We start from the raw sequence: 16063 nt of genomic DNA, 5'->3' as shown, positions 1-16063 counted from the left end.
CTTATCCCTCCCTTGGTCGCGCGCGGGGGCGCGTCGGCACCGGCAGGCTGGCCCAGCCCGCCGCGACCGCCGTGGGTGTGGCATCCAGGAACCGCGCCACCTGCCAGGCCAGCACCGCCAGTTGCAGCCGCCGGTTGGCCTCGCGTGCCTCGCACCAGACCTCCAGCACTTCGGAGCTGCCCGTGCAATCCGGCCCGGCAGAGCGGCCGTGCGCCAGCGCCCAGACCTGCGGATAAAGGCCATCCGACACCTCGGCATGCGCCCCCGCCACCGCCTCGGGCGCGGGCAAGGACGCGCGCACCTTCTCGGCCAGCGCATCCTGTTCGGCCCGCAGATCGCGCTGGCAGGGCAGCGGCGCGTCGCTGATATCACAGCGGACAATGCCGACGGTGCCGCAGTAATCCACCTCGTCGACGCCGCCGATGTCGAAGGTTTCCGGGTCCGGCCCGTCCAGATGCCTGCGCAGCGCCCGCTCGTACCGGGCCACCTCGCGGTCCATGCAGATGGCGAACTCGGGCAGCGGCACGTCCTGCGCCTGAAGCGGCGTGGCGACCAGCGCGAAGACAATCCCGGCAAGCCGCCTCATTCCGCCGCCTCCCGCGCCGCGCGGGCCTTCAACTCCTTGCGAATGACCTTGCCGGTGACGGTCATCGGCAAGGCGTCCAGAAACGCAATTTCCCTTGGGTAGGAATAGCTTGCCAGCCGGTCCTTCACCCAGTCCCGCAGCGTCTCGGCGCTGATCTCGGCCCCCGGCTTGCGCACCACGTAGGCCTTCACGATCTCGGTGCGCAGCGCATCGGGCTTGCCCACCACCCCGCAGGTCGCCACCCCCGGATGGGTCAGCAGGCAATCCTCGATCTCTGCCGGGCCGATGCGGTAGCCGGCACTGGTGATCACATCGTCCTCGCGGCCCAGAAACCGCAGGAACTCCCCGCGCGTCTCGCCCCGGTCGCCGGTGAGCAGCCAGTCGCCGCGAAACTTCGCCGCCGTGGCGGCGGGGTTCTTCCAGTATTCCAGCATCATCGACGCCGCACCGCGCCGCACCGCCAGGTCACCCTCACCGTCGGTCTGCGCACCGGCTTCGTCAATCACCGCGACATCGAAGCCGGGCACAGCCTTCCCGATAAAGCCCGGTTCCGGGCTGAAGAGGGACGCCGCGCTGGAGGCCACCATGTTGCATTCGGTCTGGCCGTAGAATTCGTTGATCGTCAGGCCAAAGGCCTGCCTCCCCCAGGCCAGCATTTCCGCCCCCAGCGGTTCCCCGCCGCTGGCGACCGAGCGCAGGCCGTCGATACGGGCCCCTTCGGCCTTCAGCATCCGCAGCGCCGTGGGTGGAAAAAACACATTGCGCACAGTGCCGTCGCGGCAAATCCTCAGGCAGTCCACCACCTCGAACCGGGCCATGCGCTCGGCCACAACAGGCACCCCAAGCGCCAGCCCCGGCATCAGCACGTCGAAAAGCCCGCCGATCCAGGCCCAGTCCGCCGGCGTCCAGAGAACATCCCCCGGCTGGCCCAGCAGATCGTGGCTTATCTCGACCCCCGGCAGATGGCCGGTCAGCACCCGGTGGCCGTGCAGCGCGCCCTTGGGCTTGCCGGTGGTGCCGCTGGTGTAGATCAGCACCGCCGGATCCTCGGGCCCCGTGTCCGCCCCGGCGGCCGAAGCCAGCGCCGGCTCCGGCAAATCCCTCGCGACGATGGTGGCCACGCCAAAGCCCGCCAGCATCGCCACGCCGTCCTCGTCCGTCACCACGACGTTCGCGCCGCTGTCCTCCAGCCGCGAGGCCAGCGCATCGGTCTTGAAAAGTTTGAAAAGCGGCACCGAGATGGCCCCGAGCCGCCAGCAGGCGATATGCGCCGCGGCGCAAAGCGGCGATTGCGACAGCAGCACGCCCACCCGGTCGCCGCGCAGCACGCCGCGCGCGATCAGCGCCGCCTCGACCCGGCGCGAGAGGGCCCAGAGATCGCCATAGCTGACATTGCGCCGCGCCTCCCCGGTCAGGTCGATGATCGCAAGACGGTCCGGTTCGGACACCGCGTAACGGTCGCAGACCTGGTGCGCCATGTTCAGCCGCGGCGGCAGCGCCCAGTCGAACCCGGCGCGCAAGGCGTCATATGTCTGCCCTCGCGCCAGCATCAGTCGGTGCGCTGCGCCCGCAGGTACAGCGCCTGCCGGGCGGTGGTCTGCATCAGGCAATCAAGCGTGGCAGGCCCCCCGCCGGTGCCGCCGCCCCATTGGCTGCGCTCGTAGTCGCAGCGGGCGTCGCGGAAGGCGATCCAGGCGCGCTGCATATCGCGCAGCGCATCGGCCTGCGATGGAATGTTTGCGTTGTATTGCGCGGTCTCCGCATCCGCCGCACGGGCCTGGGCCCGAACCTCGCCGTAATGCATGTTGAGCAGCGCGTCCCAGGCCATCCACTCCTGCTCCAGGCAGTAGCCCATGCCGACGGTCGTTTCGCCACCGTCGTTGCGGGTCATGCAGTCGCGGGCGGCCGTGCCGACACATTCATCGACGGTCCCTTCAGAGGCGAGGCATTCCTCGGTCCCGGCAAAGGAAAACCGGAAATCCTGCGCCTGCGCGCCGACGGGCAGGACGAAGACCACCGCAAGAACGACCGCCAAGTGTTTGAAAAATTTCATCATGTCACTCTCCGTCAATATTACCGCCCGGCCCGATCACGTCGCGCAGCCGCCCGTCGCGGGCGACGTAGTAGGTGTAGTGCCGCGCCGCGTCATGCGGCGTGGGCCCGCAGACCACCACCAGCCAGGCCCTTTCCGACGGCTGCGCCCGGCAGTCCGAGCGTCTGGCCCCTTCGCCGGTGCCGTCGCGGGCGCGGTCGGCGAGGTAGCGTTCTGCATAGGCGTCGATCACCTGCGTTTCCGTCACGTTCGCCACCACCCAGCCGTGTCGCCAGCCCAGCACGCCCGCCAGCGCCACCAGCAATCCTACCGGTACGAACCAAACCCAGCGCGGCACAGCTCACGCCCCTGCCCCGATATGCATGGCCCCGGGCGTCACGCCATCGCCGCCATCAGCTCGCGCCCCACCAGCATGCGCCGGATTTCCGACGTGCCGGCCCCGATCTCCATCAGCTTGGCATCGCGGAAGAGCCGCCCCACGGGGGCATCGTTCAGGAACCCCGCGCCGCCCAGGGCCTGTACCGCTTGGTGCGCCTGTTTCATCGCCTCTTCGGAGGCATAAAGGCAGCAGGCCGCCGCGTCCTGACGTGTGACATCGCCGCGATCACAGGCCTTGGCGACCTCGTAGACATAGGCGCGGGCGGAATTCATCGCGGTGTACATGTCGGCGATCTTGCCCTGCATCAGCTGGAACGATCCGATGGGCTGGCCGAACTGCTTGCGTTCGGCGAGGTACGGCATGACCTCGTCCAGACAGGCGGCCATGATGCCGGTGCCGATGCCCGCCAGCACGACGCGTTCGTAATCCAGCCCCGACATGAGAACGCGCACGCCCTTGCCTTCTTCGCCCAGGACGTTTTCGAACGGCACCTCGACATCGTCGAAAATCAGCTCGGCGGTGTTCGATCCGCGCATCCCCAGCTTGTCGAAATGCGGGCTGGTGCTGAAGCCCGTCATCGACTTTTCGATCAGAAAGGCGGTGATGCCCTTGGACCCTGCGTCGGGGTCGGTCTTGGCATAGACGACCAGCGTGTCGGCATCGGGGCCGTTGGTGATCCAGTACTTGTTGCCGCTCAAGCGGTAGTGATCGTTGCGCTTTTCCGCGCGCAGCTTCATCGACACCACGTCCGATCCGGCACCGGCCTCGGACATGGCCAGCGCGCCGACCTGCTGGCCGCTGACCAGACCGGGCAGGTATTTCTGCTTTTGCTCCTCCGTGCCGTTCAGCTTGATCTGGTTCACGCACAGGTTGGAATGCGCGCCGTAGGACAGCGACACCGAGGCGCTGGCGCGGGCGATCTCCTCGACCGCGATGACATGCGCCAGATAGCCCATGCCCGCGCCGCCGAAGTCCTCGGGCACGGTGATGCCCAGCAGACCAAGCTCGCCCATCTCGGGCCAGAGCGCGGGCGGAAAGGCGTTGCTGCGGTCAATCTCGGCCGCCATCGGTTTCACCCGCTCCTGCGCCCAGCGGTGCACCATCTCGCGCAGCGCGTTCACGTCCTCACCCAGGTCGAACTGCATCACGGCGGTGAACATGGTCTCCCCTCCCATTATTGAACGCGCGTTCATTTAATACGCGCGCCCATCCCACCGGTCAAGCACGCTCGCGCGGCGGAACCCGGTGCCCTGACACAGCGTTACATGTCCAAGCCATAATTCAAAGGACAGCCATCATGTCAGACCAACTGAAAAGCACTTTCTGGGACCGAATCTCGGACGTCCGCGCCGGGTTGCTGAGCGCCGGAGACAAGCGCGCCGTGCCGATGTCGCCTTATGCGCGGCCCGACGACAACGCGCTTTGGTTCATCACCGCCAAGGGCACCGACGTGGCCAAGGCCGCACAGGGCAGCGCCGCGGCCACCTTTGCCATAGCGGATTCGGGTGCCAAGCTGTACGGCACCGTCGAAGGCCAGATCGCCGCCGTCGAGGACCGGTCCAAGCTAGACGAAATCTGGAACGCCATGGCAGCGGCCTGGTTCGAGGACGGCAAGGAGGATGACGACATCCAGCTTGTCCGCATGACCCCGACCACGGCAGAGATCTGGGCCACCGACGGCGCGCCGTCCTTCCTTTACGAAGTGGCCAAGGCCAACCTGACCGACTCGACCCCCGATGCGGGCGATCACGGTGTGGTCAGCTTTGCGGCCTGATGCGTCACCATTGACGTAGACCAGCGAAGCCCCGAAATTCGGGGCTTCGCCTTTTTCATTTTCGGAGAGCCCGTCATGCGCCGCGCCATTATCGCCACCCTCGCCCTGTGCACCCTGCCCCTGACTGCCGCTGCCGAAGAGGTGGGAGAAATCGGCGTCGACTGGATCGGCAACGACATCATCGTCGAGGCAATTCCCGACCCGGATGTGAAGGGCGTCACCTGCCACATCGCCTATTTCGAGCGATCCCTAATCGACCGGCTGTCCAACGGCAACTGGTTCGAGGATCCGTCAAACGCCTCTATCGCCTGCCGCCAGACCGGCCCGATCAAGATCGGCGATATCGACCAGGACGAGGATGGAGAGGACGTGTTCCGCACCTCGCGGTCGATCATCCTGAAATCCCTGCGGGTCAAGCGTATCTTCGACGAGAAGAACCAGACGCTGATCTATGTCGCACATGCCGCCGAGCTGACAAACGGATCGGCCAAGGTCGCCATCTCGACCGTGCCGCTTTACCAACCCTGAGAACGATGTTCGGGCCGCTCAGTGGCCCGCCTGAAATACACTCGACACCTCGGCGCGGATGATCCGGGCGATCAGCGCGCAATCGGCGATGCTGAAGGTCAGCGGAATGCGCATGTCGATCAGCCCGGCCAGGACGCGGTCGGTCGCGGGCAGCGGCGCGCTGGCGGCATAGCGCCAGCTGTCATAGCGCGAGGTAAAGGCCACCGGCTCGGGCGCGCCGAACCATTTCAATTCCACCCCACGTGTCGCGCAGCGGCGCAGCACCTCCTGCACCCGTTCGGCACTCCAGCCCGACAACAGGAACTGGATTGACGAGCCGACATAACGTTCGGCCTCGGGCCGCTTTGGCAGGGTCAGCCCCGGCGTGTCCTGCAACCCCTCTTCGATCGTCCGGTAGCGGTCGTTCCAGCGCGTCACCTGATCGCCAAGCGCGGCCAGTTGCGGGCGCAGTATCGCAGCGCGTAGATTGTCCATCCGACCCGAAATGTTGGGGGTCGCGTATTTCACCCGCTCAAACACCTCTGGCGCCGGTGCGGCCAGATGCCGTTCATAAAGCATGTAGGAGCCTGACAGGATCACCGCCCGCGCCGCCGTTTCGGCATCGTCCGTGACCAGAAACCCGCCTTCACCGGAATTGACGTGCTTGTAGGTCTGGCAGGAATAACAGCCCGCGATCCCGTGCCGCCCCGAGGGCCTGCCATCCCACGCCGCTCCCATCGTATGCGCACAATCCTCGACCACCGTGACATCCGCCGCAGCGCAGATCGCCATCAGCCGGTCCATGTCGCAGATATGCCCGCGCATGTGGCTCAGCAGCAGAACCCGCGCCTGGCCCGCCTTGGCTGCCAGATCGTCAAGGTCGATGGTCAGGCGCTCCGTCACCTCGACGAACACCGGCACCGCGCCGACGCTGGCAATCGCCCCCGGCACCGGAGCCAGCGTAAAGGCGTTGGTCAGCACCCGGTCCCCCGGCCCCACCCCGACCGCGCGCAGCGCCGTCGACATGGCATAGCCCCCCGACGCCACGGCCAGGCAGTAGCGCGCGCCGGTCAGCGCCGCGAACTCCTGCTCCAGCAGCGCGGTTTCGCTAAACTCGCCGGGCACGGTGTTGTAGCGGTGCAGACGCCCCGACTGCAGCACCGCCATCGCGGCGTCGATGCCCGCGTCGGGGATCGGTTCCTGCTGGGTGAAACTGCCGGTAAAGGTCTCTTGCATCCGGTATTGATGCGGCGCGTCGGCGATGGCGTCAATGAATGTTTGCAGGGGTCCGGCTCAGCCATCACCCCCCGACAGCAGCGCATAAAGATGCCAGGTCGCGTGGCCCAACAGCGGCAGCACCACCAGAAGCCCCAGAAACGCCGGGACCATCGCGGCAAAGGTCATCAGCGCCACCACCAGCCCCCAGCCCAGCATCGGCAGCGGGTGGCGGGCGACATACTGGAAACTGGTGATTATCGCGGTGACGAAATCCACCTCCCGATCCAGCAAAAGCGGCAGCGCCAACACCGTGATCATGTAGAGCAAGAGCGCAAATCCCGCCCCCACGACCGTGCCCATGCCGAGCATGGCTAGCCCGTTCGGGGTCAGGAACACATCCAGCCCCGACGAGATGTTGGTCATCGTCGATAGCCCCAGGAAGAGCGCAAAGATCATGTGCGCAAGGAAGAACCAGAAGAGGAACACCATGACGATCACCGCGCAGATCGACGGCAACTGCCGTTTCGACTGGCGCAGGACGACGCCCATGATCCCGGCCCGGTCCAGCGGCAGACCGGCGGCAAGCCGTCGGCTGACCTCGTAGAATCCGACGGCGGCAAAAGGCCCCAGCAAGGGAAAGCCGATGGCGGCCAGCACCAGCCAGAAGGTCGTCCCGGTGCGCAGCGTGATCCAGGCCATGCCCCAGCCCGCCACCACATAGACCCCGGCAAACATGAGCGCATAAAGGGGGGCCGCCCGCATGTCGCGCCAGCCGCGGCGCACCGCCTCTTTCAACGTGTCGGCATCGACGGCGCGCAACGCGGGCACGCCATGTTCAAGGGTCTCGGCCATGGTCCATCCGGGTCGGTTCCGGCCCAGCCTAGCGGCACCCGGCGGCCCGGAAAACCTGTGACTCCGCCGTACCTTTTGGCGCCGACCCTAGTCCGCCCGTGCGTCGGCCCGGCTCTTGCCCGACACGTTCAGCGCCAGCGTCGCCGCCATGAACGGATCCAGATCGCCGTCAAGCACACCCTTGGTGTCTGACGTTTCGTACTGCGTGCGCAGATCCTTCACCATCTGATAGGGCTGCAGGACGTAAGACCGGATCTGGTTGCCCCAGCCCGCGTCGCCCTTGGCCTCGTGGGCGGCGTTGATATCGGCGTTCCGCCGGTCCAGCTCCATCTGGTAGAGCCTTGATTTCAGGGCCTTCATCGCGATGTCTCGGTTCTGGTGCTGGGACTTTTCCGAACTCGTCACCACGATTCCGGTGGGGTTGTGGGTGATCCGCACCGCCGAATCTGTGGTGTTGACATGCTGCCCGCCCGCGCCGGACGACCGGTAGGTGTCGATGCGGATGTCTGCGGGGTTCACCTCGATCTCGATATTGTCGTCCACCACCGGATAGACCCAGACCGAGCTGAAGGAGGTGTGGCGCTTGGCGGCAGAATCATAGGGCGAAATCCGCACCAGCCGGTGCACCCCCGATTCCGACTTCAGCCAGCCATAGGCATTGGGTCCGCTGATCTTGTAGGCGGCGGATTTGATCCCCGCTTCTTCGCCCGGGCTTTCGGACTGCAGCTCGACCGTAAAGCCCTTCTTCTCGGCCCAGCGGACATACATCCGCGCCAGCATGTTGGCCCAGTCGCAGGATTCGGTGCCGCCGGCACCTGCGTTGATCTCAAGGAAGGTGTCGTTTCCGTCCGCCTCCCCGTCCAGCAGCGCCTCAAGCTCCTTGACCGCGGCCTTCTTCTCAAGCGCCAGGATCGCCGCCTCGGCATCGCCCACGACCTCGGCATCCTCCTCCATCTCGCCCAGCTCGATCAGTTCGAGGTTGTCGGCCAGTTCCTGCTTGATGCTGGTGTAGGTGCCCATGGCATCGACCAGTAGCTGCCGGTCGCGCATCAGCTTTTGCGCGGCCTCGGGGTCGTTCCAAAGATCGGGGTCCTCGACCCGCGCGTTGAACTCCTCCAGCCGGTGGGGCGCGGTGTCCCAGTCCAACCGCTGGCGCAGCAGATCAAGCGATTTCTCGATCTTTTCAACACTGTTCTGAACCTCTGCGCGCATCGCGAATTCCTGCCTGGATGATTGAAACCGGGTGATAGCAAGCCGCAGCCGCAGGGACAAGATGGTCCCGCCGGCCCCCTTCTTCTTGGCAAAATACTCCAGAGAGCGCGAGAGACAGCGTCTCTCGCATCGCCCGTCAGGGCGATCCGGCACGGCCCCCGGAGGTCAGTAAAGCCCGCCGGAACTGAGCGTGCCAAAGCTCGCCTTTGGCCCCACCACCGCCTTGCGCCCGGTCGAGGTCGTGACCTCCTTGGCGCGGCCATCGGGCTGGATCACGTCGAAATTGCCCCCCATGGCAAAGCCGCCGTCGAACTGGATGCCAAAGATCGGTTCCTCGCCCTCGCGGAAACATTCGGCCACCACGTTGGCCCCCGATGCGCCGCTGCCCAGACGCGCCCCGGTGAAGCGGTCGATGTTGATGAACTGGCAGGCCTCGGGCACGTTGAACTTGCCACCGCCGTATTTTTTCACCGCCTCGGTCATGAAGCGCTGAAAGACCGGCCCGCACATGCCGCCGCCCGACGCGCCCCGGCCCAGCGACCGCGGCTGGTCGTAGCCGATGTAGCAGCCCGCGACGATGCTGCTGGTAAAGCCCACGAACCACACGTCCTTGGCATCGTTGGTGGTGCCGGTCTTGCCCGCGGTGGGCACCGGCAGGTTCACGGTCTTGCTGGCGGTGCCGCGTTCCACCACGCCCTGCATCATCGACGTCAGCTGATAGGCCGTCACCGGGTCCATCACCCGTTCGCGGTTGCTGACGATGCGCGGGCTGCGGTCGGGCGCGATCGACCGATCGCCGCAGTTCACGCAGTCGCGCTTGTCATGGCGGTAGACGGTGTTGCCATAGCGGTCCTGGACCCGGTCGACCAGAGTCGGTTCCACCCGCTCGCCGCCATTGGCGAACATCGCATAGGCCGCGACCATCTGGTAGATCGTGGTTTCCTGCGACCCAAGCGAATTGGCCAGAACCCGGCCCATGCGGTCGTAGACCCCGAATTTCTCGGCATATCGCCCGACAACATCAATGCCGACCTCCTGCGCCAGGCGCACGGTCATCAGGTTGCGCGACCGTTCGATCCCGGTGCGCAGCGGCGTCGGGCCGTAGAACTGGTTGCTGGCGTTCTTGGGCCGCCACACGCCCTGCGGCGTGTTGATCTCGATGGGCGCGTCCACCACGATGGTCGCGGGGCTGTAACCGCTGTCGAGCGCCGCCGCGTAGACGAAGGGCTTGAAGCTCGATCCCGGCTGACGTTTTGCCTGTGTGGCGCGGTTGAAAACCGAATGCTGGTAGGAAAACCCGCCCTGCATGGCCAGGACCCGGCCGGAATTCACGTCCATCGCCATGAACCCGCCCTCGACCTCGGGCACCTGACGCAGGGTCCAGCGGATGAACGACCCGTCGTCGTCGGCGGTCATCCGGCGCACATGCACCACCTCGCCCACGTCCAGAAGGTCGTCAGCCACCTGCGCGCGTCGGCCAAGGCTGCCGTCGCTGTTGCGTTTGCGGGCCCACTGCACGTCCTTGGCGGGAATCCAGTGACCGTCTTCGTCCTCAGCCACGCCTTCGATGCCGATGCGGGCCTCGTTGCTTCCGATCTCGAGCACGACAGCGGGATACCAGGGGTTTTCCAGATCGATGTCGCGCGCCACGCTCACATCCGCCAGCGCCGTGCGCCAGGCGGTTTCCGATCCAAGCTGCTCGGCAGGAATGGTCTTGCCGGTGCCGCGCCAGATTCCCTGGCTGCGGTCGTACTGTTCCAGCGCGCGGCGCAGCGCCTCTGCCGCGACCACCTGCATTTCCGGATCGAGCGTGGCGCGGACGCTGAAACCGCCCGAGAAGAACTCACCCTCGCCGAAATCGCGGCTCAGCTGGCGGCGAATCTCGTCGGTGAAATAGTCGCGCGGCGGCAGCGCCTTCTGGAAGGGCTCGAAATCGCCATTCTGCACCGATTGCAGCGGTGCTGCGACCTCCTGCTCGTAAACCGCCTGCGTCAGGTAGCCGTTTTCGAACATCTCGCGCAGCACGAAGTTGCGCCGGGCCATCAGCCTGTCTTTCTGGCGCACCGGATGGTAATCCGACGGCGCCTTGGGCAGCGAGGCCAGGAACGCCGCTTCGTGCGGGGCAAGTTCCGACAGGGTCTTGTTGAAATAGGTCTGCGCCGCCGCCGTCACGCCATATGAGTTCTGGCCCAGGAAAATCTCGTTCAGATACAATTCAAGGATCTTTTCCTTGCTCAGCGCGCTTTCCACCCGGCTGGCCAGGATGATTTCCTTGATCTTGCGTTCCGCCCGCCGGTCACCGCCCAGAAGGAAGTTCTTCATCACCTGCTGGGTGATGGTCGACGCGCCGCGCACGTCGCGCCCGCGCGACCGGATCGCGTCAAAGGCAGCAGCGGCGATGCCGCGCACGTCATAGCCTTCGTGGGTATAGAAATTCTTGTCCTCGGCGCTGATGAAGGCCTGTTTCACCAGGTCGGGGATTTCGTTGGCGGGCGTGAACAGCCGCCGTTCCTGCGCGAATTCGTCGATGATCCTGCCCTGGACCGAATAGATCCGGCTGATCGTCGGCGGCGTATACTGCGCCAGGCTTTCATGGCTGGGCAGGTCGCGGCCATACATCCAGAAGATGGCGCCGATCGAGATCGCGCACATCATCGCCCCCAGCGTCACAAGGCTGAAGATCGCGCCGAAAAATGACAGGATGAATCTGGTCAACTGCGTATGCCCCCATGGCTTTGCGCGCTTGAACTATACCCGATGCGCCCTCGGGTCAAAACACATCCTTGCAAGCTTTGGCCGCTTCCCGCCCAATGCCGCAACGTTCTGGCCGTGCCGCGTGCCGCGGTCACTGACGGCGCAGACGCGACAGGGCCGCATCCTCGAGCGCCCATTCGGCCAGCCCGTCGCGGATGCCCGCCGCCATGCCCGCCCGCCAGACCGGATCCTGCAGGTTTTCCAGATCGCCCCGGGTCGACAGAAAGCCCAGTTCGATCAGCACCGACGGGATATCCGCAGCCTTGAGCACTGAAAACCCCGCCTGCCGCAGCGGGCGCTTGTGCACCCGCCCCACGGCGTTCTTGATCCCGCCCAGCAGATGTTCGGCCAGCGCCTTGCTGCGCGGCGTGTTGTCCAGCCGCGCCAGCGACAGGAGCACCCCCGCCACCCGGTCGTCCGACCCGCTGAGGTCCAGCCCGGCGAGCAGGTCGTCGCGGTCGTGCCGTTCGGCCAGCGCGGCCGAGGCCGCGTCCGACGCCGCCTCGGACAAGGTATAGACGGCCGCCCCCCGCGCGATGCCTTCGTCCAGCGCGTCGGCATGCAGAGAGATGAAGATGTCCGCCTCGCTCTGATGCGCCAGCGCCACCCGCGCCTCGAGCGAGACAAAGACGTCGTCCTCGCGGCTCAGCACCACCTCGAAGCCGCCGCTGCGCAACAGCACCTCGCGCAGTTCGCGGGCGAACTGCAGCATCAGGTCCGCCTCGTTGACACCGCCCGCCTCGGCGCCCGGGTCGATGCCGCCGTGCCCGGGGTCGATCATCACGCGTACGGTCCCGTCACCCCGCGCCCTGGGCGTGCGCGCGGTCACAGGCGGCAGATCCCAGCGCGGGTCGCTGGGCGCACCGGCGGCTTCATCAAAAGCAGCCTGGGATGCGCTTTCCAGCGCCAAGGTCAGCACCGCGCGGCCATCCTCGGCATCGACGCGCAGCTCGGCCTCATCCAGCAGCATCGGTTCGGCCAGTTCCGCCACCAGCCGCGACCATCCCGACCGGAACGCGCCGAATCGCAGGGCCGTGACCTTGTCGGAGGCGTCGACTGTCGCCGGGTCCGCGCCCTGCCAATCGACCTCGCGGAAATCGAGCACAAGCCGGTTGGGGTCGGACAGGGTGAAGACGCGCCACGGCACGCCCTGGCTCAGCTGCAATTCCAGCGTCGTGCCGCCCCACCGGCTGTCCTGCAACGTGCCACCCTCGAACCGGGCGAGACCGCCCAGATCCTGCGCCGAAGCGCCGCTGCCCAGCAGCGCGCACAGCAAAACCGCCCATATCCTGATCATACCGCTCATCCGCCCGTTGCCCCGGCTTCTTTGCGGAAAAGTCTACGCCGAACCGCGCGAAAAGGCACCCCGGATGCGACCCCTCTCAACAAAGAAGTGATCGGCGATGAGGCTCAGCGGCTCTGCATGAAGATCTTGAGCCGAAGCAGACCTTCGCGGATATCCTCGGTGCTGCGGGCGTAGGAGAACCGCAGCGTGCCCGCACCGCGCACCGGGTCGAAATCCAGCCCCGGCGTGACGGCCACGCCCGCATGCTCCAGAATGTCCGCCGCAAAGGCGCGGCTGTCACCGGTCAGATGCGACACATCGGCATAGACGTAGAACGCCCCGTCGGGTGGTGCGATGCGGTCGAACCCGGCCTCGGGCAGGCCCTGCATCATCAGGCGGCGATTCTCGGCATAGACGGCCATGTTGGCCTGCAACTCCGCCCCCGCGTCCATCGCCGCGAGCGCTGCCACCTGGGCCGCGTGCGGGGCACAGATGAACATGTTCTGCGCCAGCCGTTCAACCTGACGGACCTGCGCGGGTGGCACCACCATCCAGCCGACGCGCCAGCCGGTCATGCTGAAGTATTTCGAGAAGGAATTGATCACGCAAACGTCGTCGCTGATCTCAAGCGCGCTGACCGCGCGGCGGTCGTATTCGATGCCGTGATAAATCTCGTCCGACAGGAACGCCGCGCCGCGGTCATGGCAGGCATCGATAAGCGCCGACATCGCAGGTTTGTCCAGCATCGTGCCGGTGGGATTGGCCGGTGACGCGACCATCAGCCCCTGATAATCGAGCGTGGCCAGATCGGACGGCACCGGTTGCAGGCGGTTTTCCGCTGCGGTCTGCACCTCGACCGGGGTAAGGTCGAGCGCGCGCAAAATCTGTCGGTAGGACGGATAGCCGGGCGCCCCAAGCGCCACCCTGTCGCCCGCGTCGAAAAGCGCCGTGAAGGCCAGGATGAACGCCCCCGAAGAGCCCGGCGTGACCACCACGCGGGCCGGGTCGAGATCGACATTGTACCATTCGCCATAAAGCCTCGCGATGCGCGCGCGCAGCGCAGGCAGCCCCAGCGCAACAGTATAACCGAGCGCATCGTCCTGCATCGCGCGGGCCAGCGCATCGCGGGCGGCGGACGGGGCGGGCGTGCCGGGCTGGCCCACCTCCATGTGGATGATGTGGCGGCCTGCATCCTCGGCCCGGCGGGCGGCCTCCATCACATCCATCACAATGAAGGGATCGACTGCCCCACGGCTTGAGTTTTTCATGGCGACCTCCCTACACTGCGCGAAACCCCGGGGGCGACGCCCCGGCGGTTAAAGGGCTTACGGAGCGGTACGTCAATGTCTCACCTCAAGCTTCTGATCTGCGCGCTGGCGCTGACGCTGATGGCGGCCGCCCCGGCGCGGGCCGTGTCGCTGCTGCGCGATGCGGATATCGAATACGGGCTGGAACAGCTTGCAGCACCCGTGCTGCGCGCCGCGGGTCTGAGCCCGAACCAGGTGCGCATACTTGTCGTCGATGACAATTCGCTGAACGCCTTTGTCGCGGACACCCAGCACATCTTTATCAATGCGGGGCTGATCAACAAGCTACAGACCGCCCGCGCCCTGCAGGCGGTGATCGCCCACGAGGCCGCGCATATCACCAACGGGCACATCGCCCGGCGCGCCGGCAACATGCGCAACGCTCGCACCGCCGTGGGGCTGGGCCTGGTGCTGGCAGCGGCCACCGGGGCCGCCACCGGCAGCGGCCAGGCGGCGGCGGGGCTGGCCTTTGGCACGTCCTCTTCGGCGATGCGGGCGTTTCTGGCGCATACCCGCGCCGAAGAGGCTTCGGCCGATCAGGCGGCGGTCCGGTCGCTGGTGCGCGCCGGAATCGATCCGCAGGGCGCTGTCGAGGTACTGGACATCTTTCGCGGGCAAGAGGCGCTGTCGGTCGGCCGACAGGACCCGTACCTGCTGTCGCATCCGCTGACCCGCGACCGGTTGCGCGCAATGGAGGGATTCGTCGCCGCCTACGGCAAATCCGTGCCCGAGGACAATTCGGCGGTCTATTGGTTCGCCCGGGTGCAGGGCAAACTTTCGGCCTTTACCCGCGCGCCGCGCTGGACCCTGCGGCGCGCAGATGACAGCCCCAGCCGCGACATCGCGCTGATGCGCGAGGCCATCGCATATCACCGGCAAAGCGACCTGCGCCGCGCCGTCGCCGCCATCGACGGTGCGTTGGCGCTGCGCCCGCGCGATCCGTTCCTGATGGAGCTCAAGGGCCAGATCCTGCTGGAATCGCGGCAGGCGGGCCCGGCGGTGCGGACGTATCAGAACGCCGCCAACCTGGCCCCCAACAATGCGCTGATCCAGGGCGGGCTGGGCCGCGCGCTGCTGGCTTCGGGCAACCCAAAGGCGGCGCTGCAGGCGCTGGAACGCGCCCGGTCGCGCGACTGGCGCGATGCGCGGGTGCTGCGCGACTTGGGGGCGGCCTATGCCCAGACCGGTCAGGCGGGCATGGCCTCGGCCGCGACGGCGGAACGCTACGCGCTTATGGGGCGGCTCAAGGATGCCGGCATCCATGCCAAGCGCGCGGTCGACCTGCTGCCGCGCGGATCGGCGGCGTGGCGAAGATCGCAGGATGTGCTAGGGGCAGCGGAACGCGCGGCCCGGCGCTGACAGACATGACAATTTCCTGAGGAGAGTATGATGACCCGATCCCTGACCGCCGCCCTTTTGGCGACGACGCTTCTGGCCACCCCGGCGGCGGCCTTCGACCCCACCGCCATGACCGATGCCGAACGCAGCGCCTTTGGCGACGCGGTGCGCGACTACCTCATGGCCAATCCCGAGGTCATCATCGAAGCGGTCAACGCGCTCGAGGAACGGCAGGCCGCAGAGCAGGCCGCCGCCGACGAAAGCCTGGTCAGCGACAATGCGCAGGCAATCTTTGAGGACGGCATGTCCTGGGTCGGCGGCAACCCCGACGGCGACATCACGGTCGTGGAATTCCTCGACTATCGCTGCGGCTACTGCCGCCGTGCCAGCGACGAGGTCGAAGAGCTGATCGCCAGCGACGGCAACATCCGCTTCATCGTCAAGGAGTTCCCGATCCTGGGCGAGGCGTCCTTGCGGTCGTCGCAATTTGCCATCGCCACGCGGATGGTCGCGGGCGACGACGCCTACAAGGCCGCGCATGATGCGCTGATCGCGCTGACCGGCGACGTGTCGGACCCGGTGCTGCGCCGCCTGGCGGACACCCTGGGTGTCGATGCCGACGCGGTGATGGAAAAGATGGACTCGGACGAGGTTCAGCAGGTCATTGCCGAAACCCGCGCGCTGGCGCAAACGCTCAAGATCAACGGCACGCCGACCTTCGTCATGGGCGAGGAACTGGTGCGCGGCTACGTGCCGCTGGACACCATGCAGGAAATCGTCGCGGCAGAGCGGTCCTGA

15 protein-coding genes are annotated in these 16063 nt (G+C 66.5%); 4 read left to right on the top strand and 11 right to left on the bottom strand.

Annotation, left to right across the window (positions count from 1 at the left end):
* Position 1: 1 nt before the first annotated feature.
* Genes ACOXXX_RS13105 through ACOXXX_RS13085 form a run of 5 tightly spaced genes read right to left on the bottom strand, consistent with a single transcriptional unit; the run spans position 2 to position 4178 of the window.
* Positions 2-586 (bottom strand): hypothetical protein, encoded by a 585-nt coding sequence (locus ACOXXX_RS13105; RefSeq protein ID WP_422827041.1) that lies wholly within the window; start codon positions 584-586, stop codon positions 2-4.
* Positions 583-2136, bottom strand: coding sequence for an AMP-binding protein (locus tag ACOXXX_RS13100; RefSeq protein WP_422827039.1), 1554 nt, complete (start codon positions 2134-2136; stop codon positions 583-585). Before ACOXXX_RS13100 ends, ACOXXX_RS13105 begins: the two co-directional genes overlap by 4 nt.
* Positions 2136-2642, bottom strand: coding sequence for a lysozyme inhibitor LprI family protein (locus ACOXXX_RS13095; protein ID WP_422827038.1), 507 nt, complete (start codon positions 2640-2642; stop codon positions 2136-2138). Before ACOXXX_RS13095 ends, ACOXXX_RS13100 begins: the two co-directional genes overlap by 1 nt.
* Before the next feature lies 1 nt (position 2643).
* Entirely contained in the window at positions 2644-2976 is a 333-nt protein-coding gene (locus ACOXXX_RS13090; RefSeq protein WP_422827037.1) for a hypothetical protein, read from the bottom strand.
* A 38-nt stretch (positions 2977-3014) separates the two neighbouring features.
* Positions 3015-4178 (bottom strand): isovaleryl-CoA dehydrogenase, encoded by a 1164-nt coding sequence (locus tag ACOXXX_RS13085; RefSeq protein ID WP_422827108.1) that lies wholly within the window; start codon positions 4176-4178, stop codon positions 3015-3017.
* Between the two features lie 137 nt (positions 4179-4315).
* On the opposite strand from ACOXXX_RS13085, the gene ACOXXX_RS13080 reads away from it, so the two are divergent.
* Complete coding sequence (locus tag ACOXXX_RS13080) at positions 4316-4792, top strand: pyridoxamine 5'-phosphate oxidase family protein (RefSeq protein WP_422827036.1); 477 nt, start codon at positions 4316-4318, stop codon at positions 4790-4792.
* A 75-nt stretch (positions 4793-4867) separates the two neighbouring features.
* Positions 4868-5320 carry a CreA family protein gene (locus ACOXXX_RS13075; RefSeq protein ID WP_422827035.1) on the top strand — a complete coding sequence of 151 codons (453 nt, stop codon included), beginning with the start codon at positions 4868-4870 and terminating at the stop codon, positions 5318-5320.
* An 18-nt stretch (positions 5321-5338) separates the two neighbouring features.
* Here ACOXXX_RS13075 and ACOXXX_RS13070 read toward each other — a convergent pair whose 3' ends face one another.
* The 6 genes from ACOXXX_RS13070 to ACOXXX_RS13045 form a co-directional block, all read right to left on the bottom strand.
* On the bottom strand, positions 5339-6535 hold the full coding sequence (locus tag ACOXXX_RS13070; RefSeq protein ID WP_422827034.1) for a DegT/DnrJ/EryC1/StrS family aminotransferase: 1197 nt from the start codon (positions 6533-6535) through the stop codon (positions 5339-5341).
* A gap of 57 nt (positions 6536-6592) precedes the next feature.
* The gene (locus ACOXXX_RS13065; protein WP_422827033.1) at positions 6593-7369 is read right to left on the bottom strand and encodes a DUF2189 domain-containing protein; all 777 of its coding nucleotides are present in this window, start codon (positions 7367-7369) and stop codon (positions 6593-6595) included.
* A gap of 87 nt (positions 7370-7456) precedes the next feature.
* A complete protein-coding gene (prfB, locus tag ACOXXX_RS13060; RefSeq protein ID WP_422827032.1) occupies positions 7457-8581 on the bottom strand; it encodes a peptide chain release factor 2 in 1125 nt (374 codons plus the stop codon).
* Between the two features lie 165 nt (positions 8582-8746).
* Positions 8747-11296, bottom strand: coding sequence for a penicillin-binding protein 1A (locus ACOXXX_RS13055; protein ID WP_422827031.1), 2550 nt, complete (start codon positions 11294-11296; stop codon positions 8747-8749).
* Positions 11297-11426: 130 nt separating this feature from the next.
* Entirely contained in the window at positions 11427-12632 is a 1206-nt protein-coding gene (locus ACOXXX_RS13050; protein ID WP_422827030.1) for an N-acetylmuramoyl-L-alanine amidase, read from the bottom strand.
* A gap of 113 nt (positions 12633-12745) precedes the next feature.
* Positions 12746-13888, bottom strand: a complete 1143-nt coding sequence (locus ACOXXX_RS13045; RefSeq protein WP_422827029.1) for a pyridoxal phosphate-dependent aminotransferase — start codon at positions 13886-13888, stop codon at positions 12746-12748.
* Between the two features lie 75 nt (positions 13889-13963).
* Here ACOXXX_RS13045 and ACOXXX_RS13040 point away from each other — a divergent pair, with 75 nt between their 5' ends.
* Positions 13964-15286, top strand: coding sequence for a M48 family metalloprotease (locus ACOXXX_RS13040; RefSeq protein ID WP_422827028.1), 1323 nt, complete (start codon positions 13964-13966; stop codon positions 15284-15286).
* Positions 15287-15313: 27 nt separating this feature from the next.
* The gene (locus tag ACOXXX_RS13035) at positions 15314-16063 is read left to right on the top strand and encodes a DsbA family protein (protein ID WP_422827027.1); all 750 of its coding nucleotides are present in this window, start codon (positions 15314-15316) and stop codon (positions 16061-16063) included.

It is taken from the genome of Thalassococcus sp. BH17M4-6 (assembly GCF_049323015.1).
Classification (GTDB): domain Bacteria; phylum Pseudomonadota; class Alphaproteobacteria; order Rhodobacterales; family Rhodobacteraceae; genus Puniceibacterium.
The sequence above is the reverse complement of the archived record's forward strand: the minus strand, read 5'-3'. Positions and strand labels throughout refer to the sequence as shown.